We start from the raw sequence: 23286 nt of genomic DNA, 5'->3' as shown, positions 1-23286 counted from the left end.
ACCATTTATGTATTTCCCCCAGACATTAAACAATCATGGCTGAGGGATTTTTTTATTCATCTGATTAACTGAGTGCAACTCGAACCCCGAAAGCAATAAGTACAACGCCAAGCACTTTATCGACATATTTTTGTACTTTAGCTAACCCTTTTCTTACAGGAGCACTCTGGATCAAACACACCAGCAGTGGCCAGTAAATAGCAGCAAGCCCCCAAATGATAAAGGCGATCCACAGCTTTTCACCAAACGTCGAATCAACACTTAAAACTTGAGTAAAAACAGCAAGAAAGAACAATGTTGCTTTAGGGTTTAAAACATTACAAAGGAAACCTTGCATAAATGCTTTTTTGAAAGTGACGATTTCGTGTTGTGTATTGTTGAGGTCTAGGTTTTGTCCTTTATTTGGCATCAAACTTTTAACACCAATCCAAATCAGATAAGCCGCTCCTGCGTATTTTAATACGTTAAATAACCAAGGTGTGGTGGTGATAAGAACCGCAAGCCCAGCGACACAATAAGTCATATGTAGGGCAACCGCACAAATGACGCCCATTGCAGTCATGAGCGCTGCTGAACGCTGATAGCGCGCTGAGTTTTTAACGATAAGAAAAAAGTCTGGCCCGGGGGAAAGCATGCCTAATGTGGCGATAGTGGCAATTAAAAGGGAGGTCTCGTACATTTGCACTCTCTATATTGATTTTATTTTTAATGTTATTTTTAGTCGGCTTTATCACTAACTGAGTATAAATTAATAATCACTTTTTAAGGAAGATTAAATTTAGTCGACGAAGCATTTCTGTTTACGTATAGTGAGCACAAATTTGTATATTAGCCTCTAAGGTGACTCAATGAATATTAGTTTAATCGCAGCGATGGCGATTGATCAGGTTATCGGCATGGAAAAAGCGATGCCTTGGCATTTACCCGGTGATCTTGCTTGGTTTAAACGTAATACGTTAAATAAGCCAGTCATAATGGGTCGAGTGACTTACGAATCAATTGGTCGTCCGCTTCCACAGCGCGTCAACATTGTATTAAGTAGTAAGCCGGGTTCGGATAAAAATGTTATCTGGGTCTCCTCCGTAGAAGAAGCATTGGCGGCGGCTAAGCAAACCAAGACAGGCTCTGACGATGATGAAGTCATTGTGATTGGAGGCGGAAAAGTTTACCAACAGTTTTTACCTCTGGCGAATAAGCTGTATTTAACTCACGTGGATGCAGAAGTGATTGGCGACACTCATTTCCCAATTTACGAGCCAGATGAGTGGGATTCTATTTTCACCGAGTACCATGAGGCGGATGAGAACAATTCACATGGTTATTGTTTTGAGATTTTAACCAAAAGAATTTAATAGCGTCGTAATTTTAAAAACGGAGCGTATTGCTCCGTTTTTGCTTATTAATATATGAAAGCAGCGAATTAAATCACTATTCAAAAATAAATCTAATGAATTTATTACTACTATTCAGTTTAAATTAAAAAGAATAGCTTTTAAGTTATGTCTATTTAAGGGAAATAAACATAACTTAATGATTAATCTTTACGGCGTTTTTGGTGTGATTTTTGGTGGTAATACTGTTTTGCTTCCCAATGGAACAGCGTCAATTCTCCCCCCCAGCAACAACCAGTATCTAGCCCATACACATTTTCTGGCGTATGTTTCCCTTCCAAAGACGCCCAATGACCAAAAAAGATAGAATAGCCTTCAGGGAGTTTATTGGGCAGTGCAAACCAAGGTTTAAGGGGAGAAGGGGCTTTGGCTGGACTTTCCTTACAAATCATCTCCAGTTGACCATGAGGGAAACAGTAGCGCATTCGTGTTAATGCATTTGTACTAAAGCGTAAACGCGGTAGCCCCATTAAACTCTCAGACCAATTATTTGGCATGTCGCCATACATAGAATCAATGAATAGCGGATAAGCATCGCTTGATAAAACCGATTCTACTTCCCGTGCGCACATGCGTGCTGTCGGCAGATCCCACTGTGGTGTGATCCCAGCGTGAGCCATGATGATCTTTTTCTCTTCATCGACCTGTAGCAGCGGTTGGCGGCGTAACCAATTGATTAATTCATCAGCGTCGGGCGCATTGAGTAGCTCATCGAGATGATCTTTCGGTTTATTCCGGCTGATTTTGCAGTAAATACCTAATAAGTGCAGATCGTGGTTACCTAGCACTATGCGTACGGAATCACCGAGGCTTTTGACATAGCGAAGGACCTGTAATGAGTCAGGCCCTCGGGCAACCAGATCGCCAGTGAGCCACAAAGTATCTTTTTGCGGCTCAAAATTCACTTGTTCGAGTAATGCACGCAATTCGCGATAGCAGCCGTGTACATCACCAATAAGATATGTCGACATAATTAATTAATCAAAGTAGGTAAAGCAAGGCGGAATGGAGGAATATCCACATGAATGTGTTCTCCTCGGCTGTTTAACATGACGTAATAACCTTCCATTGTACCCATGGGAGTTTCTAATATTGCTCCACTGGTATAACGGTATACCGCACCGGGCTGGATGATTGGTTGTTCACCGACAACGCCTTCGCCTTGAACTTCAGTTTTATGACCATCACTGTTAGTAATGAGCCAATAGCGGCTCATTAACTGTAGTGGCTCTCGGCCTAAGTTACGGATAGATATGGTATAGGCAAATACATATCGTCCTATTTCAGGTTGAGACTGGCTGACGATATAGACACTCTGTACTTGGATGCTAACATTAGGTTCGTTAAGCATAGTGCCTCCTTTTCGATACTTATTCAGACAAACTTGCTAGGTAGTTCGCCATTTTGCAATAAGCTTCAACGGAAATATTTTCAGCGCGAGTACCGGGATCAATGCCTAGCTCTGTGAGCTGCTCAACATTGAGTAAATCCCCCAAACTATTGCGGATCGTCTTACGACGCTGGTTAAATGCTTGTGTGGTAATACGACTGAGCATTTTAATATCTTTCAGCGGGTAAGGGTTCTCGCGATGAGGTATAAGCCTAACAACCGCAGAATCAACTTTTGGTGGCGGTGCAAAGGCCGTTGGTGGCACTTCTAACACCGGAACAACTTGGCAGTAATATTGCGCCATAACGCTTAAACGGCCGTAGGCTTTACTCCCAGGACCTGCAACTAGGCGGTTTACAACCTCTTTTTGCAGCATAAAGTTCATGTCAGCAATAGAGTTTGTAAAGGTAAATAGGTGGAACATTAGCGGGGTCGAGATATTATAAGGCAGGTTACCAAAAACACGTAAAGGTTGCCCTGCCTGCTTCGCTAATTCACCGAAATCCACTGTCATGGCATCTTGCTGGATAATTGTAAGCTTATCTTTTAACTGTGGGTGAACATGCAAGCGCGCAGCGAGATCACGGTCTAGCTCAACAACCGTCATCTTATCCATTCTACTACCAACAGGTTCTGTCAGTGCGCCAAGACCGGGGCCAATCTCGACGATAGCTTGCCCTGGTTGTGGATGTATTGCATCTACAATACTGTCGATAATAAATTGGTCAGTTAAAAAGTTCTGCCCGAAACGTTTGCGGGCAAGATGCCCCTGATGGACTCGATTATTCATGAATTCTTATATGTCATTTGGATAGCTAACTTCAATGCGGTAATAAAGCTGCCCGCATCGGCACGACCCGTACCTGCTAACTCTAGCGCAGTGCCATGGTCAACAGAAGTACGAATGAAAGGCAGACCCAGCGTAATGTTCACGGCTCTACCAAAACCTTGGTATTTTAACACAGGAAGACCCTGATCGTGATACATTGCGAGTACGGCATCCGCATCTTCTAAATATTTAGGCTGAAATAGGGTATCAGCGGGCAGCGGCCCGATGAGATTCATACCTTCAGCACGAAGACTCTCAAGTGTTGGGATAATGGTTTCTATCTCTTCCATTCCCATATGTCCTCCTTCACCCGCGTGCGGGTTTAGGCCACAGACATAGATATTTGGTGTATCAATCGCAAATTTTGTACGTAAATCGTGATTTAAGATTGTAATCACTTCCCGTAGACTTTGTTGAGTGATTGCCGCTGAAACATCTTTTAAGGGTAAGTGGGTCGTGGCGAGAGCCACACGTAACTCTTCTGTGGCTAACATCATCACCACACGGTGACAATGGCTCCTATCGGCAAAAAATTCAGTATGCCCGCTAAATGGAACCCCCGCATCATTAATCACCCCTTTGTGGACAGGGCCAGTCACAATGGCAGAAAATTCTCCACTTAGGCAACCATCACAGGCTCTTGCTAATGTTTCAGTAACATACTTCCCATTGGCAATGTTTAGCACACCGGCTTGCGCTGGTGCTTTCAAATTGACGGGAAGGATAGACAGAGTTCCCGGTACTTGGGCGTCATGTTCATTACCTGATTGATAGTTTTTTAATGACAGTGGCAGGTTGAGTTGTTTGGCTCGAGCGAGTAGTAATTCAGGATCAGCACACGCAACAAGCTCAACAGGCCAAAACTCTTGGGCAAGTTGAATAAGTATATCTGGGCCTACCCCGGCAGGCTCGCCGGGGGTTATTACGATTGGTTTATTGAGATTTTTCGTCATTAGATTGGTTATCACGTCCATCGATGACATTAACATATGCCGCCGCACGTTGCTCCTGTACCCAACTTTGTGCTTCTTCGTTGAATTTACGATTGAACAATAAACGGTAGGCTTGATCTTTTTGTGCCGCATCTGTTTTATCAACATTGCGGGTATCTTCTAGCTGAATAAGGTGCCAGCCAAAGTTTGAGCGAACAGGTTGACTGATTTCGCCTTTATTAAGTCTCATCAAGGCATCACGGAAAGCGGGATCGTATACATCTGGCATATTCCAGCCTAACTCACCGCCTTTAAGCGCACTGCCCGGATCTTCAGAGAACTCTTTTGCCGCATTTTCAAATGTGGTCTTGCCGCTACGAATATCCTGTGTGATCTGAGTGAGCTTTTGTCTCGCTTGGTTATCATCCATAATTGGTGATGACTTAATAAGGATATGGCGAGCTTTCACTTCGGTGACTGAAATGGTTTTATTGGCGCTGTTCATTTCGTTAACGCGCAAAATGTGGTAGCCAACACCAGAACGAATAGGGCCTACAACATCGCCTTTCTTCGCACTTTTCAACTGTTCAGCGAAAACAACTGGTAGCTCTTGTAGGCGAGACCATCCCATATTACCGCCTTTCAGTGCTTGTGGATCTGCGGAGTAAGCAATAGCCAGTTTGCCGAAGTTGGTGCCTTTTTTGATCTCATCCATGATCTTAGCAACAATCGCATCTGCTTTTTGTAATTGCTCTTGAGTTGGGTTTTCAGGTAATGGAATGAGAATATGACTTAGGTTAACGCTCGCTTCATAGTCTGCTTGGCTGCTGATCTGTTTTGCGAGAGACTCAACTTCTTGGGGTAAAATAGTCACGCGACGGCGTACTTCGTTATTACGCACTTCAGCGATCAGCATCTCTTTACGGATCTCACTACGGTATTTTGCCATATCAATACCATCCGCTTTTAGACGTGCTTGCATCTGCTCAAAAGTTAAACCATTTTGGCGAGCAATATCCGCAATTGTGGCATTAACGGCTTCTTCAGGGATATTGATTTGCATCTGATTTGCCATCTGTAACATGATGTTATCAGTGATCAAACGCTCAAGGATCTGGTGACGAAGAGTCTCATCATCTGGAATTTGTTGGCCAGCATTGCGTGCGTTCAGTTTTACTGTGTTTAACATATTCTGGACGTCACTTTCCAGCACAACTCCGTTATTGACTACAGCAGCAACTTTATCCATTTGCTGTGGTGCAGCCAATGCTGTGGAGCTTGCAAACATCAGTCCCAGAATAAGCGTTTTCCAATTCTTCATAATGGTCCTATCTATTGATTTAGGTTCCGCCAGAGGCAGGTTAATCGTTTTATTTATGCGACACTGCTTACTATTTGGCGAGCAGATAACTCGCCTTATTGTGAGTAAGCAGCGGCATCAAATAGCTTGTGTTTATTATCAGAAAGCACGCTGATAAGGGATGATACCTCTATTAAGCATTTCCTGACTACCTAAACTATGATTGTTATTTAGGCCTCTAAGTTCCACATTGAATGACCATTTATTATCATATTCACTGCTGAACTTGTCTTCTTGCCATCCAACAATCTTACGTTCATAACCTACATTGAACGCCCAACAACAAGTATTGTATTGTAAACCAATTAATTGGCTGGCGGATTGTTGCTGCTTAGTATCATAGTAATAAGAGCCAACAAAGCCCCAACGCTCACTTAATGGCCAACTTAATACCGCACCCACTTGGGAAATCCCTTTTTGGTATTCTGGTAGGGTATAAGTGTTGCCACCTGATTCATCACGACGAAAGGTCGCTTGAATATAGTCACGGTCGACAAAACGGTAGTTTAACTGTAACAAACGATCAGCATCAATGCGATACTCGGTCACAGCATTCCCCATGGTGACGTTGCCTAAACGGCGATCGTATTGTAGCCCACCACGGATCCCCCACTTATCGTTGATACGCCAGTAAGAGTCTGTTGCCCACAATAACGAGCCAGTATTACTTTTATCGTCGATTTTCAGGCTGGAGTTACCCGCACGCGGACGTTCAAAATAGTAGATTTGCCCGACAGAGAAGTTAAAGCGTTCGGCCAAGGATTCATCATAAATACGCGTTGTGATACCTGTCGTGATTTGGTTCGCGGAAGCGACTCTATCAAGACCACTATAAATTCGGTCACGGAACAAACCATTATAGTCTGACTGGAGTAAGGCCGAGTCATAGTTGTTAATGTTGTCCTGATCTTTATATGGAATATAGAGATATTGGACACGAGGCTCTAAGGTTTGAACAAAGTCACTGCCTTCAAGTAGATCTCGTTCGAAAACGACTTTGGCATCGCTCTTAAATATAGGAAGAACACGTGTGACATTTTTCTCTAAGCTGGCGTTGTTATTCGCTTTAGGAATATCTTGATCATAATGGGTTGCCAGCAATTTGAAGCTGTTGTTCATGTTCGCCCAGCCGTTTGACAGCGGAAGGCTTAATTCAGGCTCGATATGCAAACGCGTTGCATCTGGGTTATTTTTGCCAACACTGGTAAAGCGAGCAGCTTGCGCATAGGTGTGTAAGTCAAAGGCACCTAAATTATTTTTGTAGTAGTTAAAGTCCAACTGCGGCTCAGCTTTATAAGCACGGCGATTGGGATCTTCCACAAAAATTTGGAACTGCTTATGCGTTAGGGTTGCATTCCAGTTTTCAGCCGAATAGCCAGTACTGAATTTTTGCGTCGCATAACCGTCTGTTGTATTCCCGTATTGCGAGCTAAAGTCCGTAAAGTATTGGCGATCACTTACTTTGGTGTAATCGGCGTTGAAGTTCCAATGTTGGTTATAAGTTCCTGAATGGCGCCAGTAGAATAACCAGCGGTCATCACTGTCACGTGCATCACGTTTATTACGCTCTTTATCTTTCACATACGCGCGGTCGTGATTAATAAAATCGAAGGCGATAGTTCCCGTTCCCGGCGTGACCAAGTAACGAAACTCGTTATTTAATTTTATGCCACGGTGGGTCATGAATTGTGGGGTAATTGTCGCATCGTAATTAGGCGCGATATTCCAATAGTAAGGCAGTGAAAACTCTAGGCCATCATTATTAGAGTAGCTTCCTGTTGGAATTAAGAAACCGGAGCGACGTTTGTTACCGATAGGTAATTGCATGTATGGGCTATAAAATACCGGGACATCACCCAAGCGAAAACGTGCATGCCAAATTTCAGCCACTTCTTCTTCACGGTCAATAATCACTTCGGAGCCTGCAACGCTCCAGCTATTATTGCCCGGTAAACAGGTGGTGAATGTACCGTCTTCCATAATGGAATAGCGGTTTTCACCACGCATTTTCATTTTTTTCGCTTCACCGCGACCCTGACGACCCACCATCATATAGTTGCCGTCATTCACGTCAGTATTTTTATTATTCAGGTTAGACCAAGCACTAGGGCCTTTGAGAATAATTTGTGGGTCATCATAGTGAACGTTACCTGTTGCAGTAACTTCACGGATTGGATCAGCACTATCAGGGTTAACCTGCGTCAATTTAACGCTATCGGCTGTCAGCGTTTGGTTACCTTGTTGGATATCCACATCGCCGCTGTATTCAATAAAGTTAGGGTATTCGCCCTGAACATCTTCAGCGGTGATACGGATCGGTAAATCTTTGGGATCGCCCTCAACTAGTGGTTTGTCATAAACCGGGACGCCCAGCATACATTGTGCTGCTAGGTCAGCATGCGCTTGCTGACTATAAATTGCCATCCATACCATGGATGCAAGTAGTGTTGGATAACTTTTTTTCATCATTAAATATGCGGTTCCGTCGTAATTGGCATAGCCGACAAACGCTCAAAGACTAACTTAGCCAACTACATTGCGCCAGTATAATGTATAAAACTTTACGCGCTTGTAGTTATGCACCGAGCAGAATGGATAGTATGATAATGCAAAATTGGATTCTGAGCATTGAAGAATTGAGGGATATATGCACTATTGGGGCAAAATTATTGGTGTCGTACTGGCAATAGCCTCTGGTTTTGGCATTTGGGGCACGCTAATTGGTTTAATTTTAGGGCATGGTTTTGATAAGGCCTTGGCACAACGTAAGTTTGCTAGTGCAATGAATAAACGTGATCGTCAGGTTATTTTTTTCGCCAGTACCTTCCAAATATTGGGTCATCTAACTAAGTCAAAAGGCCGTGTAACCGAGACAGACATTCAGTTAGCATCAAATTTGATGGATAGAATGCAAATACATGGGGAAACACGAAAAGCGGCGCAACAAGCGTTTAGGGAAGGTAAATCACCGGACTTTCCACTACGTGATGTACTGAAGCAATTACGTATGGCTTGCTATGGTCGTTTCGACTTAATTCAGATGTTTCTGGAAATTCAGTTACAGGCGGCATTTGCCGATGGCAGCTTGCACCCAAACGAAAGAAAGGTTCTGTTTATTATTGCAGAAGAGTTAGGGATCTCTAAAACACAATTTGAACAGTTTTTAAATATGATCCAAGGTGGCCGACAGTTTGGTCACGGCTATTCTCATCAGCAATCAGGCGGATACTATCAATCATCGAATGGCCCAACTCTTGAAGATGCTTGCAAGGTACTTGGTGTTTCTATTAATGATGAACCAACGAAAATTAAACGGGCGTATCGTAAATTAATGAGTGAACATCACCCTGATAAGTTGATAGCGAAAGGGTTGCCCCCCGAGATGATGGAACTTGCGAAACAGAAGGCTCAGTCAATACAAGCGGCTTATGATTTAATCAAAAAAGAGCGCGGCTTCAAATAAATTTTCTCGCCATATCGCACTCTGCGATGTGATTTTTATTTAGCCAATAGGCCGTAGCATTGTTGCTATTACGGCCTAATAGTTGATGAATAAATTTAAAAATCGGGTTGGCAGCTAAAATGCATCGGTGTGCCATAGGCAGGGTGCGTGATGTAAAGCTCTTGGGCGTGAAGCTGTAAGCGAGGGGCAAGTGCACGCGCTTGCTCATGGGCATAAAACCTATCTCCAAGAATTGGATGGCCTAGCGCTAACATATGTACGCGGAGTTGATGAGAGCGGCCTGTAATAGGGGATAGCTTTACACGGGTTGCTTGCTCTTCATATTCCAAGACCTGATACTCTGTTTGTGCGGCTTTTCCTGTTTCAAAGCAGACTTTTTGCTTTGGTCGATTTGGCCAGTCGCAAATAAGCGGCAAATCCACTAAACCTTCCTGCTTCTCTAAATGGCCCCAAACTCGGGCAATATAGTGTTTTTTAGGCTCTCGCTCACGGAATTGGCGCTTTAATTCCCGTTCAGCGGCTTTATTTAGTGCGACAACCATGACGCCACTGGTTGCCATGTCTAAGCGATGGACAGACTCAGCGTGTGGATGGTCGCGCTGTATGCGACTCATAATACTATCATGGTGTTCAGGGGCTTTACCGGGAACAGACAGTAACCCACTTGGCTTATTCACCGTAATGATATGTTCATCTTGATACAGAACATATAGCCAAGGATCAGTAGGGGGATGGTAAGGCTCCATCATAGACAATAAGGCTCCAAGATCTCACTAAATCAATGATCAGCATCGCGCGTGGATAAACGCCAAAAGCCAATTCATTGCGTTATCAGCAAGGTTATTTCTCCCTTAGTGAGAGAAATAACCAAGCGGTGTTAGTTTAATTAAAAACGTGTGACTACTGGTGAGTGACAACCACTAAACGAATAGCATCAAGACGCCATGTTGCTTGCCCAATATTGGTGAGCAGTTGCTGACGCTCTTCCTCGATCACATCCAACTCTTCATCACGGATATTTGGGTTAACCGCTTTCAGTGCTTCAAGACGAGCCAATTCTAGTGAAAGAGCTTTATCCGCGGCCTCTTTCGCATTCGCGATAAGCGTTTCGGCTTCTTTTTCCACCATCGCTTCGGACATTTTCAGGACCGAATGCACTTCATTTTGTACCGCATTAACCAATTTACTTGCCATATGGCGATTAATCGCATTGAGCTGACGGTTAAAACTTTCAAACTCAACTTGTGAAGAGAGGTTGTTCCCTTTTAAGTCAATCAACAAGCGGATCGGGGTTGCAGGCAAGAAACGGCTAATCTGCAAGTGCTTCGGTGCTTGTGCTTCTAGGACATACACCAATTCGGTAAGTAATGTTCCAACAGGAAGCGCTTTATTTTTAAGCAGAGAAACGGCACAGCTCCCTGTGTCACCAGACAAGACTAAATCTAAGCCATTGCGGATGATCGGGTGCTCCCAACTAATAAACTGGGTATCTTCACGAGATAACGCTTGCTCACGGTCAAAAGTGATTGTGCAACCATCTTGCGGTAGCCCTGGAAAATCAGGAACTAACATATGATCGGATGGGGTCAAAATCAGCAAGTTATCACTTTTATCTTCTTGGTTAATGCCAACAATATCAAACAAGTTAAGGGCAAAATTAACCAATTCAGTATCATTGTCTTCCGCACCGATCGTTTCGGCTAATTGAATACCTGATTCCCCCCCGTTGGAGTGCATTTCAAGTAGACGGTCGCGGCCTTGTTCTAACTGTGCTTTTAATGCTTCGTGCTCTTCACGGCAGGTTTTTAAGAACTCTTCAAAACCGTCGGTTACCGTTGGCTCAGCCATATATTGCAGCAGTTGTTGATAATATTTATCGTAAATGGAGCGTCCGGTAGGGCAAGTGTGCTCAAAAGCATCTAAACCTTCATGATACCAACGCAATAACACGGCTTGAGCAGTATTTTCTAAGTAAGGTACGCTTAAAACGATGTCGCGTGTTTGCCCAATACGATCTAATCGACCAATACGTTGTTCTAATAGGTCTGGGTTGAAGGGGAGATCAAACATCACCAATTGGTTAGCAAACTGGAAGTTGCGTCCTTCAGAGCCAATTTCAGAGCAAAGTAGAACCTGTGCGCCATCCTCTTCTGAAGCAAAGTAAGCTGCCGCACGGTCACGCTCAAGTAGTGACAAACCTTCATGGAATACCGCGGCGCGGATCCCTTCACGTTCACGCAATACTTGCTCTAATTGCAACGCTGTGGCGGCTTTTGCACAGATCACCAAAACTTTTTCGTTACGGTTAGCCATTAGGTAGCCCATGAGCCACTCAACGCGAGGGTCAAAGTTCCACCAAGTTGCATTTTCACCTTCGAACTCTTGGTAAATTTGCTCTGGATAGAGCATCTCTTTAGCGCGCGTTTCGAGATCTTTTTTCGACCCCATAATACCTGCAACCTTGATTGCTGTTTGGTATTGGGTAGGAAGCGGCATTTTCAGCGAATGCAATTCACGACGAGGGAAGCCTTTAACACCATTACGGGTATTTCTAAATAGAAGACGGCTAGTACCATGGCGATCCATTAACATGCTGACCAACTCTTGGCGAGCCGCGTTGCCATCTTCACTGTCAACGTTAGCGGCTTTCAATAACGGCTCAATATCTTGCTCTTTGATCAGATCATTGAGTAGATTTTGTTGGTCATTGGTGAGTTTCTCACCAGTTAATAGCAGTGCGACCGCATCCGCAACAGGGCGATAGTTGGCTTGCTCATCAATAAACTCTTGATAATCATGGAAACGATTGGGATCGAGCAGGCGAAGACGTGCAAAGTGACTTTCTTGGCCCAGTTGCTCCGGCGTTGCGGTTAGCAGCAGAACAGAAGGGATATTCTCTGCCAAGGTTTCAATCACTTGATATTCACGACTAGGAGCTGCTTCACTCCATTGTAAATGGTGAGCTTCGTCGACAATCATCATATCCCAACCCGCTTCAACGAGCTGGTCGAAGCGCTGTTTGTTGCGACGTACAAAGTCTAATGAGCACAGCACCAACTGTTCTGTTTCAAATGGATTATCGCTGTCATGTTGCGCTTCACTATAACGACCATCATCAAACAGTGAAAAACGGAGGTTGAAACGACGTAACATTTCAACGAGCCATTGATGCTGCAAGCTTTCAGGCACAATGATTAACACACGTTCAACACGGCCTGCCATTAACTGTTGATGGATGATCATCCCAGCTTCAATGGTTTTACCCAGACCCACTTCATCGGCCAGTAATACGCGAGGGTGGTGGCGTTTACCTACCTCATTAGCGATATGTAGCTGATGTGGGATAAGGCTTGCGCGAATACCACGTAAACCTGTCGCTTGGTGCTTAACTTGCTCACTTTGAAATTTACGTGCGCGATAACGTAAAGCAAAGCGATCCATACGGTCAATTTGACCTGCAAATAGGCGATCTTGAGGTTTATTGAAGGTGAGTTTGCTGTCGAGAAAAACTTCTCTTAGGCTAACGCCTTGCTCTTCTGTATCAAGGCGAGTACCAATATAAGTGAGCAGGCCGTCATCTTCTGTGACGCTTTCGACCTTGAGTTGCCAGCCTTCATGGCTGGTAATGATATCACCTTCATTGAACATAACTCGGGTAATAGGTGCATCATTACGTGAATAGAGACGATTCTCACCACTGGCGGGAAAAAGTAAAGTCACCATACGGGCATCAATAGCCACAACGGCGCCTAATCCGAGTTCGCTTTCTGTATCGCTTATCCAGCGCTGACCAAGAGTAAATGGCATAGGTTTAACTCAGTTCCATAAATTTAATAGTTTATTTTTAGATTTTTTAAGACAAATTATATATTTGCCTTCACTCTGTGTTAGTAAACAAGGGCAATGTGAATATGAATTGTAGTCGCTGCCCAAAGGACAATTATTGTTAATTGTCTCGCAAACATAGTGTAGAAACGAAGTGCGAGATACCAAAGGGGCGTTATATTAATTCAAGCAAGGCTTATCGTCACCTGTTAAAAAAACAACAATACCAAAGCAATAGTGTTTCTCACTATTGTGCTATCAGGTATTTTCCCTTTTGATTCTAGCAATGAAGGTTTTCAACCAGAAGTTTGGTTGATGGTTTCCCATTTTAGCAAAAAATTGAGTAAAAATTAACCCCAATCTTAAAAGAGTAAAGTTATCTGGCCCGTTAAAATAGTATCAAAATCATCTTGTAAAAAAGGTAAAATGGCGTCGGCAATAGGCTTTATCTGCTTCAAAATATAGTGCTCATAGTCAGGCTTTGCCGTGATAATTTCTAAAGGCTCAGGCCCCGCGAGAGTGATGATATAGCTTATCCATCCCCCATTTTGATACTGTTGTGGGCGCTGTTGTTGTAAATTGTATTCATCGGCTTTGCGAGCGGCTCTTACATGAGGCGGCACATTACGTTGATAATCAGATAATTTGCGGCGTAGACGCTTACGGTAAACAAGGCGTTCATCGTATTCGCCATTACGAATCGCTTGCACATAGTCACGGATAAATTCGCGGTAGGGTTGCCGATGAAAAATACGTGTATACAGCTCTTTTTGAAACAATTGTGCTAACGGGGTCCAATCGGAGCGGATTGTCTCTAATCCCCTAAACACCATTTTATCCCCACTAAGTCCAGCATAACGCTTTTTACTGCCTGACTCGGAACCTCTAATAGTCGGCATTAAAAAACGTCGATAGTGGGTTTCGTACTCTAATTCAAGTACCCCTTCTAGCTGCCATTCATCCCGCAAATGCTGTTTCCACCAATTATTCACGTAATCACGCAGCTCGAAGCCAATTCTTTGTGCTTGCTCCTGTGTATGGGCTTCTTTCAACCAGACAAAAGTGGAGTCAGTATCCCCATAAATTACTTGATAGCCTTTGGCTTCGATTAATTGCTTGGTTATTTTCATGATCTCATGACCCCGCATGGTAATGGATGCGGTAAGACGGGGATCAAAAAAACGACATCCTTCAGCACCAAGGACGCCAGCAAAGGCATTCATAATAATTTTAAGTGCCTGAGATAATGGCGCATTACCTTCTCGTTTGGCTTTATCACGGCCTTGCCATATATGGCTGACAATATCAGGCAAACAGTGTGTTTTACGTGAAAACCAAGCTTGACGAAAACCGCGAACAGAATGTTGCTGATCAGGGTGAGCTAGCCCTTCAATCATACCGGCAGGATCAATCAAAAAAGTACGAATAATCGAAGGGTACAAACTTTTATAGTCGAGTACTAATACCGAGTCATATAAACCGGGCTGTGAATCCATCACAAAGCCCCCCGGATTATGTTGTAGCTTTTGCTCTGTCAGGTTTGGTGCCACAAACCCTAAGCGATGCAGGCGGGGAATGTATAAATGTGAAAATGCCGCCACGGAGCCACCCATACGATCTACCGCCAGCCCAGTGACAGTCGAGCGTTCTTGCAAGAAAGCCATTAAATCGGTTTTTTCAAAAATACGATGGACTAATAGGCAGTCTTGAATATTGTAGTGAGCCAACGCGGGCTTATCATGATGAAAACGGCGATTGATCTCATCCATACGGTCATAAGGGCTGTCAATGGCTTTCCCTTCACCCAGTAAATCTTGCGCAACAAACTCAAGACTGAATGAGGGAAAGTTCCATGTCGCTGCTTTGAGCGCATCTATGCCATCAATAATTAAACGACCTTCTGCCGAAGCGAAAAATACACCTTGTTTGAAGCCATGTTCACGCCACTCCAGCTTTTTCCCTTGGCGACCAAGCTGGAGTGGGATGCCATAACGTTCGGCGTGCTTTTGGAGTACATTTAAATCGAATTGGATGAGATTCCAGCCAATAATGGCATCGGGGTCATACTGTTGTAGCCATTCATTCAGTTTATCAAGCAATTGTGGGCGGCTATTCACATAAACAAGCCGATGGGTATTGTTGAGTGCAGAGCCTTGCTCTGGCCCTAACATAAAAACCACATTATCGCCGCAGCCGGATAACCCAATTGAATATAATTCACCGTATTGGCTGGTTTCTATGTCTAACGATACAGCTTTAATCAGTGGACGATAGCTATCACAAGGTTTGAGTTGGTATTCACCTTGTTGATTTTGTGAAAACCATACAGGCGCAGTGATAAAACGCTCCATAAGATAGCGCTCGCAGGGGCGAATATCCGTTTCAAGCAATTCAATACCGAGTTCTTGGCAGCGTTTATCCAGATTTTGTAATTGGCGATATTGTTGACAATAAATAGCCGCAACTTTTTCACGACGAAAATCGGATAACTCAACGGGGCGATAGGATAAGTTTGCTTGTTCATCAAGCAGAGGTTTGATCGCCGGTAGTGATGAAAGGGGAACAAAAGCGATGGCTTGTTGCAGAGGAACCGTCACTTTACGAGGGCCATTATCAGTGATAAGCCAATAGCTAACCTCAACCCCATGGCGGGTGTCTTTCCAATGACGACTTAAAATAAAGCCTTTTTCAGCAGGAGACATAAATTGAGGCATAGAGAGGCTCGCATCAATAATTAACAAGCCTACTATACGACATGGGTGGGGTTTTATACAGTATTTTTTGTTATGCCTAATAATTCAGAGGCTGAATTACTACCTGATAACAGTGTTTTGGTACAGCCGTCATACGCCACAGCACCTTCATGAATCACTAGCGTTCTTGGGGCGATTTGTAGTGCATCTTCAATATTATGCGATACCATGACCAGTGTGATATCTCGTGATTGGCAGATCTCATCAAGGAGTAATAGCATCTCATTGCGTAAGGCGGGATCGAGAGCTGAAAAAGGTTCATCCAATAAGAGGATTGGCTGCTGGCGGATCAAACAGCGAGCCAGTGCAGCCCGCTGGCGTTGCCCCCCTGATAATTGGGCGGGTAACCTATCAAGAAACTCATCGAGGCTAACTTGCGTAGCAATTAATTCAACCTGTTGTATTTGTTCTCGGCTTAACCGCAGCCCCGGATGTAACCCTAATCCAATGTTTTGTCTGACCGTTAAATGAGCAAATAGGTTATTTTCCTGAAATAACATCGAAACTGGGCGTTTGGCAGGAGGCGTGAAGGTATGATCAGCCCCTGCTAGCTGAATTGAGCCGCTTTTGGCAAATTGAAAGCCACTAATAAGGCTAAGCAGTGTACTTTTGCCCGCACCGCTAGGCCCCATTACAGCAACGCGCTCGCCTACTTTGATGGAGAAATCAAATTGCATATTCAGGTTATCATATTGATAATCAATGTTATTTAACTTTATCATAATCTTTTCCTGATATACGTTCGAGTAGGCTAAATAAAGTAAAACATAATAAAAGGAGTAACATCGCTGTTACGGCACCGTCATTTGTTCGATAAGCCCCTATTTGCTGATAAAGGTAATAAGGGAGAGTACGAAAATCTTCATTACCGAATAACGCCACGACCCCAAAGTCACCAATAGAAATAACGCAAGCAAAAGCGAGAGCTTGAGCGAGGGGCTTTTTTAACGCTTTTAATTCAATGATCCGTAATCGATTGAAGCCACCAATCGCTAGTGATTGGCAAAGAGGGTTGTAGCGTTCAGCCAGATCCCGCATTGGGTTTTCTAAGACTTTTAATGCATAAGGGATGGCAAGTAGGGCATTAGTCAATATGATTAACGCATAGGGCGATTCAGGAATACCAATCGTTTCATTAAAGAGAATAAAAAAACCAGTCGCAAGTACGATGCCAGGCATGGCTAAAATCACAAGCCCACTTAATTCCATCGCTTGCCCTAATTTTATTGCATGGCGTAAGCGTAATTCGCGGCTACTCCATAACAGCATCATGGTGAGCAAGACACACAATAGGCCAGCACATAACGCGATAAATAGCGATGTGGAAGCGGCTTGCCAAAGCGCGGATTGGTTAAGAACATCCAACAAACGGCCATTAACCCCATCAGCAATAATTGCGAGCAGGGGCGGAAGCAGCAGCAAAATAGCGGCGGTGATCACAAGGGCATCTCGTACTCGGCGAAAAATATTGTCTGCGGGATCATACCAATGATTGTGTTGGCTATGACCAATAGAAAACAAACTGTTTATTTTCTGACTGAGAAACATTAATCCAACACAGAAAAATAACTGGATGAGCGCCAAAATTGCAGCACGCCCCGGATCAAAGTCGTAATTAAGAGCTTGATAAATAGCCAGTTCAATCGTCGTTGCTGCGGGGCCACCACCAAGAGCAAGAACCGTTGCAAAGCTGGCAAAACAGAGCATGAAAATTAACGCTGCGGTAGGTAGCATCTGTCTACGCAAATATGGCCACTCTAAAATACGAAATTGTTGCCACTCATTAAGCCCGAGTTGTGCTGCAATTTGCCGCTGCTCTATTGATATACTTTCGAGCGATTGCAGCAACATACGAGTAGCAAGTGGCATATTAAAGAAAATGTGGGCAAGTAAGATCCCCTTTAGGCCATAAGGGGTGAATTGGTATTCGATACCGACCAACTGAAAGAGTGATGAGAGCCAGCCTGTTTTTCCATAAACAGATAAAATACCAAAAACAGCGACAAGGACGGGTAAAACAAGCGTCATTGCACAGAGGCGTAAAAATAGCGTTCTACCGGGGAAGCGGCGTCGATAGAGCGCTCTGGCAAGGAGAATGGCTGGCAGTACAGAGAACAGCGCTGATAAAAAGGCTTGCCAAAAAGTAAAGCCGATCACATGCCATAAGTAGCGGTCGCTAAAAATCTCACTCCATGAAGTTTCAGGCGAAAAAAGCCACAGTGCACCAAAAGCCAATAGTGCAACAGACACTAATAAACCAGAGGCCAAAGCCCCCGGTATAAGTGATAAATTAATTAACGACTGGCGGCGGATTGCCATAAACGGACCCATGACTGACGTTCTTTGGCAACTTCTTGTGCACTAAATTGCAGTGATTTTTTAGGCACAGGAAGGACGTTATAAACTTCAGGGAGTGGTGTATCAATGACAGGATACATCCAATTAGTCGTAGGGAGTGTATTTTGGAATTCAGGCGTTAACATAAATTGTAAAAACTGCTTTGCCAGCTCAGGTTGCGAGCTATTTTTCAATCTTGCTGCAACTTCCACTTGCATATAGTGCCCTTCATCAAATAAGGCAGCCGCATAATTATCTTTATTATCATTGAGTATTTGATAACCCGGCGATGAAGTGTAGCTAAGTACAAAGTCACCTTCGCCCTTGAGGAATAAGCCATAGGACTCACTCCAACCTTTTGTCACTGTTAGGGTTTTATTCGCTATTTTTTGCCACGCATCGGCAGATTTATCGCCATAGAGTTTTTCAATCCACAGCATTAAGCCTAAGCCGGGTGTGCTGGTTCGAGGGTCTTGGTAAATAATTTTCCATGGCTGCTCACTATTGAGTAGCTCATTCATGCTTTTGGGTGGGTTTTTGATTTTATCTGTGTCATAGATAAACGCAAAATAACCATAGTCATACGGGATAAAAGTTGAATTATTCCACTCAATAGGTAATTTCATTGCATCAGTATTGATCTCTGCTGGCGCAAATAACCCTGTGTTCTCGGCAGAATCTATCAAGTTATTATCTAGCCCTAACACGATGTCCGCTTTACTTTTTTTCCCTTCCATACGTAAACGATTGAGAAGAGCGACACCATCTCCTAACGAAACGAGCTTAAGTTCACAATGACATTGTTTTTCGAAATTTTTTTTAATTTGTGGCCCAGGTCCCCATTCGGCAGCAAATGAGTCATAGGTGTAAACGGTTAAAGTCGGCTTTTCTGCCCATGCTATATGGGTAATACCGAGAGCAGTAAGTGCAAAGAGTGACTGAAGGAGCGATTTTTTAAACATGTTTTTTCCTGCGTTAGAGAGAAAGCACACAGGATTTGAGAGGGCACCATAACAAATTATGTTGATGGTAGCTCAAATCCCTACGCCGGCATTGCCCGGATCAGGTTCTACGGGTTAATTCTCAGCCTAAATAATGTTTGGCACCCCGTTGAGATAGACGCTATTGTAGTGTCTTTACTCATATCTGCAAACTCTATTGATATAGGTTTACCAGTTAGGGTATGTGTGAAACAATTAGTTATCTTTCAAATTTGGTTATTGAGGTAGTCTGGTGATCGATGATGATGGCTACCGCCCGAATGTAGGAATTGTAATTTGTAATCGGCAAGGGCAGGTTTTATGGGCCCGCCGCTATGGTCAACATTCATGGCAATTTCCTCAGGGAGGAATCAACCCAGGGGAATCGCCAGAACAGGCTATGTACCGTGAATTGTTCGAAGAGGTTGGCCTACAACGTAAAGATGTTAGGTTGTTAGCTTCAACTCGCAATTGGTTGCGTTACAAATTACCCAAGCGTTTGGTGCGTTGGGACACAAAACCTGTTTGTATCGGGCAGAAACAGCGTTGGTTTTTACTACAACTTCAATGCAATGAAGCAGATATAAACGTTCAGCGCAGTAAATCGCCAGAATTTGATGGCTGGCGATGGGTCAGTTATTGGTACCCTGTGAGGCAAGTGGTCTCTTTCAAACGGGAAGTGTATCGCCGTGTTATGAAAGAATTTGCACCTGTTGTCATGTCATTACAGGAACAAAAGCCAGTACAAAGACCTGCATTCACTCATCGTAGGCGTGGAGCGAGATAATATCATGTTGACGCGTCTACGTGAGATTGTTGAAAAAGTTGCCATGGCGACAAGTTTAACCGGAGCGTTAGAAGTTTTGGTCAATGAAACTTGTCATGCCATGCAGACTGACGTTTGTTCAATTTATTTGGCAGACCACTCACGTCAATGCTATTACCTAATGGCAACCCGCGGGTTAAAAAAGCCTAGCGGTGTTGCTATTCGCCTTGGTTTTGATGAGGGAGTCGTTGGTGCGGTTGGACGCCAGTCTGAGATGTTGAATCTTGCAGATATCCGTGAACATCCCGAATTTAAATACCTTCCCCAATTAAAAGAAGAGCGATTGAAAGCCTTTTTAGGTGTCCCTATCGTATATCGTCGTCAATTACTTGGGGTGTTAGTCGTTCAACAACGTGAGCGACGTTTCTTTAGCGAAACCGAAGAATCTTTTATGGTGACGCTATCCATGCAATTAGCCGTAATATTGTCGCAAGCGCAAACCAAAGGGGTGTTTGGTCAATATAGGCAAAGCCGTATTAAAGCCATTTCAGTTTCTCAGGGAATTGTCATGGCATATGGCTGGCAAGATAGCTCACAACCATCATTCGACAGTATTTGTGAGGCGTGTGCCTTAGACCAAAATGCGGAAAAACAGCGTTTAATAACTGCGATAGAAAATGCCGCCTCAGAATGCCGCCGTATCAGCAAACGTTTTATTGCAAACTCCCAAAAAGAGAGTGCTGCGATTTTCGACCTCTACAATCATCTACTCCATGACCCTCAACTAAAAAAACGCTTATTTTCCGCAATCGAACAAGGCTCAATGGCGGAGTGGGCGGTTAAAATCGTTATTGAAGACTATGTTGAGCAGTTTTCACGCTTACGTGATCTCTACCTTCGCGAAAGAGGAGCCGATCTACGCGCGTTAGGACAGCGTTTGCTATTCCATCTGGATGACAGCTTGACTTCAATGGATCAGTGGCCTGAACGTTTTATTTTAGTGGCGGACGAATTGAGCGCGAGTTTGTTAGCTGAAATGCCATTAGAGCAACTTGCAGGTGTTATCGTGCGAGATGGCGCGACACACTCTCATTCGGCTATTTTGATACGGGCAATGGGGATCCCCGCGATAATGGGGGCGGATATTGACCCTTCATTGCTTCACAACCGCTTTTTGATCCTTGATGGTTATCGTGGTGAAATTTTCATAGAGCCTGAAAATATTGTTGCTCAGGAATATAAACAAATTATTGCAGAGGAAGATGTACTGAGTCGGCTCGCTGAAGGTGCACTTGAGCAGGAATCAGAGTTAAAAAATGGCGAGCGCGTACATATCCATCTGAATGCAGGTTTAAGCCCCCGTTATGAACAGCAGATCAATGTCGCTGTTGATGGTGTTGGGTTATACCGCACAGAACTCCCTTTTATGCTTCATAATGGCTTCCCGTCAGAGGATGAGCAGAAGCAGTTATACCAAGAGATTTTACAGTTATTTGCCGATAAGCCTGTGGTATTGAGGACATTAGACATTGGTGCAGATAAGCAATTACCTTATATGCCAATCAATGAAGAAAACCCATGCTTAGGTTGGCGAGGCATTCGCGTGATGCTAGATCAGCCAGAAATTTTCTTAATCCAACTTAGAGCTATGCTACATGCAAATGTTGCAACACAAAACTTGCGCATATTACTGCCGATGATCACGAGTATCAATGAGGTGGATGAAGCGATCACATTGATTAAGCGGGCAAAAGAAGAAGTAAGTTTAGCAACGGGGCAAACCGTTCCTATGCCGGAAATTGGGGTAATGCTTGAAGTTCCGTCTTTACTGTTTCTTTTTCCTGAGTTAAAAAAACGGATAGATTTTATCTCAATTGGAACGAATGATCTGACGCAATATTTACTTGCAGTTGACCGCAACAATACGCATGTTGCCACCATTTATGACAACCTCCATCCTTCAATGATCCGTTTTTTAGCAAAAGTTCATGAAGAGTGTCAACGGGTTGGGATATCAGTCAGTGTTTGCGGTGAAATGGCGGGGCAACCCCTTGGGGTGATGGCGTTAATTGCATTAGGCTATCGTTCCTTAAGTATGAGTGGAAGAAGCGTACCAAGAGTGAAGTATCTTATTCGAGGGCTACAGCCTGAAAAAGTTGAGCAGCTAGTGCCTGAGCTTTTAACTGCGGAAACAAGCGACAGTATTAGGCAAATAATAAGTCTATTTATGGAGAAAAATGGGCTTGGTGGCTTTGCTCGAGGCGGGATCTAATCTGCCTTATTCACCTGCGTATGAGCTATGCTATGATGCGCTATGATTTTAGATTAACAAATAAAGTGGGGAACGATGAGTAACAGCTACTTAGCATTTCCGGAAATTGATCCCGTAATGTTCTCAATTGGGCCAGTATCACTACACTGGTATGGTTTTATGTATCTTGTAGGGTTTGTTTTCGCATTGTGGCTTGCTAGCCGCCGTGCAAGCAAACCAAATAGCGGTTGGACAAAAAATGAGGTTGAGAACTTACTCTATATTGGCTTTGTAGGTGTCTTTGTCGGTGGAAGACTCGGCTATGTTTTCTTCTACAACCTTCCTGTATTTTTAGATGACCCCCTTTATTTATTTAAGGTTTGGGATGGCGGCATGTCGTTCCATGGCGGCTTAATTGGTGTTATTTGTGCAATGATGTGGTTTGCGCATCGTACACGCCGTCGTTTTTTGCAAGTTTCAGATTTTGTTGCTCCACTGATCCCATTTGGTCTTGGCATGGGGCGGATAGGTAACTTTATTAATGGTGAGTTGTGGGGGCGTGTAACACTTGATACCCCATGGGCATTTTTATTCCCTAATTCCCGTAGTGAAGATATTCAACTTGCGGCACAAGACCCTTCATTAATCCCTATTCTAGAGCAGTATGGCGTGCTTCCTCGCCACCCATCTCAACTTTATGAGATGTTTTTAGAAGGCGTTGTGTTATTCCTTATCCTTAACTTATTTGTCCGTAAACCTCGCCCAATGGGCAGTGTTTCAGGTTTATTCTTAATTGGTTATGGTGCATTCCGCATTATCGTTGAGTTCTTTAGGCAGCCTGATGCTCAGCTAGGCTTATTCAGTGGGATCAGTATGGGCCAAATTTTATCAATACCGATGATTATTATTGGTGTGTTGATGATCATTTGGGCATATAAGTATGGTAAAAATGTTCCCGCACATAAGCCTGATAATAAAGAGCAGCAGCCAAGTAAATAAATCAATATAG

Annotated in this window: 18 protein-coding genes and 1 riboswitch; of the genes, 5 read left to right on the top strand and 13 right to left on the bottom strand. The window is 43.7% G+C overall.

Annotation, left to right across the window (positions count from 1 at the left end; translation table 11 throughout):
• Positions 1–64: 64 nt before the first annotated feature.
• The gene (locus I3B46_RS17320) at positions 65–679 is read right to left on the bottom strand and encodes a LysE family translocator (RefSeq protein WP_004925011.1); all 615 of its coding nucleotides are present in this window, start codon (positions 677–679) and stop codon (positions 65–67) included.
• A 169-nt stretch (positions 680–848) separates the two neighbouring features.
• On the opposite strand from I3B46_RS17320, the gene folA reads away from it, so the two are divergent.
• Positions 849–1352, top strand: coding sequence for a type 3 dihydrofolate reductase (gene folA, locus I3B46_RS17315; RefSeq protein WP_004925009.1), 504 nt, complete (start codon positions 849–851; stop codon positions 1350–1352).
• A gap of 182 nt (positions 1353–1534) precedes the next feature.
• Here the strand turns inward: folA and apaH are convergent, their stop codons facing one another.
• From apaH to lptD, 6 genes are all read right to left on the bottom strand, one after another.
• Entirely contained in the window at positions 1535–2362 is an 828-nt protein-coding gene (gene apaH, locus I3B46_RS17310; protein WP_104873259.1) for a bis(5'-nucleosyl)-tetraphosphatase (symmetrical) ApaH, read from the bottom strand.
• 2 nt (positions 2363–2364) lie between these two features.
• Positions 2365–2742 (bottom strand): Co2+/Mg2+ efflux protein ApaG, encoded by a 378-nt coding sequence (gene apaG / locus I3B46_RS17305; protein ID WP_004924999.1) that lies wholly within the window; start codon positions 2740–2742, stop codon positions 2365–2367.
• 19 nt (positions 2743–2761) lie between these two features.
• On the bottom strand, positions 2762–3571 hold the full coding sequence (gene rsmA / locus I3B46_RS17300) for a 16S rRNA (adenine(1518)-N(6)/adenine(1519)-N(6))-dimethyltransferase RsmA (protein WP_014657655.1): 810 nt from the start codon (positions 3569–3571) through the stop codon (positions 2762–2764).
• Positions 3568–4563 (bottom strand): 4-hydroxythreonine-4-phosphate dehydrogenase PdxA, encoded by a 996-nt coding sequence (gene pdxA / locus I3B46_RS17295; RefSeq protein WP_163762163.1) that lies wholly within the window; start codon positions 4561–4563, stop codon positions 3568–3570. The genes rsmA and pdxA overlap by 4 nt, the downstream gene beginning before the upstream one ends.
• Positions 4544–5863 (bottom strand): peptidylprolyl isomerase SurA, encoded by a 1320-nt coding sequence (gene surA, locus I3B46_RS17290; RefSeq protein ID WP_004924993.1) that lies wholly within the window; start codon positions 5861–5863, stop codon positions 4544–4546. Before surA ends, pdxA begins: the two co-directional genes overlap by 20 nt.
• Positions 5864–6001: 138 nt before the next feature.
• Positions 6002–8368 (bottom strand): LPS assembly protein LptD, encoded by a 2367-nt coding sequence (gene lptD / locus I3B46_RS17285; RefSeq protein ID WP_014657657.1) that lies wholly within the window; start codon positions 8366–8368, stop codon positions 6002–6004.
• A gap of 181 nt (positions 8369–8549) precedes the next feature.
• Between lptD and djlA the strand changes: the two genes are divergently transcribed.
• Positions 8550–9365, top strand: coding sequence for a co-chaperone DjlA (djlA, locus tag I3B46_RS17280; RefSeq protein WP_004924988.1), 816 nt, complete (start codon positions 8550–8552; stop codon positions 9363–9365).
• Positions 9366–9460: 95 nt separating this feature from the next.
• Here djlA and rluA read toward each other — a convergent pair whose 3' ends face one another.
• The 6 genes from rluA to thiB form a co-directional block, all read right to left on the bottom strand.
• Positions 9461–10114: a bifunctional tRNA pseudouridine(32) synthase/23S rRNA pseudouridine(746) synthase RluA gene (rluA, locus tag I3B46_RS17275; protein WP_004924987.1), complete on the bottom strand. Its 654-nt coding sequence runs from the start codon at positions 10112–10114 to the stop codon at positions 9461–9463.
• A 151-nt stretch (positions 10115–10265) separates the two neighbouring features.
• Positions 10266–13172, bottom strand: a complete 2907-nt coding sequence (gene rapA / locus I3B46_RS17270; RefSeq protein ID WP_014657659.1) for an RNA polymerase-associated protein RapA — start codon at positions 13170–13172, stop codon at positions 10266–10268.
• A gap of 380 nt (positions 13173–13552) precedes the next feature.
• On the bottom strand, positions 13553–15904 hold the full coding sequence (locus I3B46_RS17265) for a DNA polymerase II (RefSeq protein WP_004924981.1): 2352 nt from the start codon (positions 15902–15904) through the stop codon (positions 13553–13555).
• Between the two features lie 53 nt (positions 15905–15957).
• Positions 15958–16665 carry a thiamine ABC transporter ATP-binding protein ThiQ gene (thiQ, locus tag I3B46_RS17260; protein ID WP_004924979.1) on the bottom strand — a complete coding sequence of 236 codons (708 nt, stop codon included), beginning with the start codon at positions 16663–16665 and terminating at the stop codon, positions 15958–15960.
• Entirely contained in the window at positions 16649–18262 is a 1614-nt protein-coding gene (gene thiP / locus I3B46_RS17255) for a thiamine/thiamine pyrophosphate ABC transporter permease ThiP (RefSeq protein ID WP_004924976.1), read from the bottom strand. Before thiP ends, thiQ begins: the two co-directional genes overlap by 17 nt.
• Complete coding sequence (gene thiB, locus I3B46_RS17250; protein WP_104873261.1) at positions 18238–19242, bottom strand: thiamine ABC transporter substrate binding subunit; 1005 nt, start codon at positions 19240–19242, stop codon at positions 18238–18240. Before thiB ends, thiP begins: the two co-directional genes overlap by 25 nt.
• Before the next feature lie 59 nt (positions 19243–19301).
• A riboswitch (TPP riboswitch) is annotated at positions 19302–19400 on the bottom strand.
• A 113-nt stretch (positions 19401–19513) separates the two neighbouring features.
• Between thiB and rppH the strand changes: the two genes are divergently transcribed.
• The 3 genes from rppH to lgt all read left to right on the top strand — a co-directional run bounded on the left by rppH (position 19514) and on the right by lgt (position 23276).
• Positions 19514–20047: an RNA pyrophosphohydrolase gene (gene rppH / locus I3B46_RS17245; protein ID WP_004924973.1), complete on the top strand. Its 534-nt coding sequence runs from the start codon at positions 19514–19516 to the stop codon at positions 20045–20047.
• A gap of 4 nt (positions 20048–20051) precedes the next feature.
• Positions 20052–22298 (top strand): phosphoenolpyruvate--protein phosphotransferase, encoded by a 2247-nt coding sequence (gene ptsP / locus I3B46_RS17240; RefSeq protein ID WP_004924971.1) that lies wholly within the window; start codon positions 20052–20054, stop codon positions 22296–22298.
• Positions 22299–22373: 75 nt separating this feature from the next.
• Entirely contained in the window at positions 22374–23276 is a 903-nt protein-coding gene (gene lgt, locus I3B46_RS17235) for a prolipoprotein diacylglyceryl transferase (RefSeq protein WP_004924969.1), read from the top strand.
• The last annotated feature ends 10 nt before the right edge of the window (positions 23277–23286 follow it).

Source organism: Providencia sp. 2.29, from assembly GCF_015832305.1.
Taxonomy (GTDB): Bacteria; Pseudomonadota; Gammaproteobacteria; order Enterobacterales; family Enterobacteriaceae; genus Providencia; species Providencia stuartii.
Note: the sequence above shows the minus strand (reverse complement) of the source record. Positions and strands in the feature narration are given on the sequence as shown.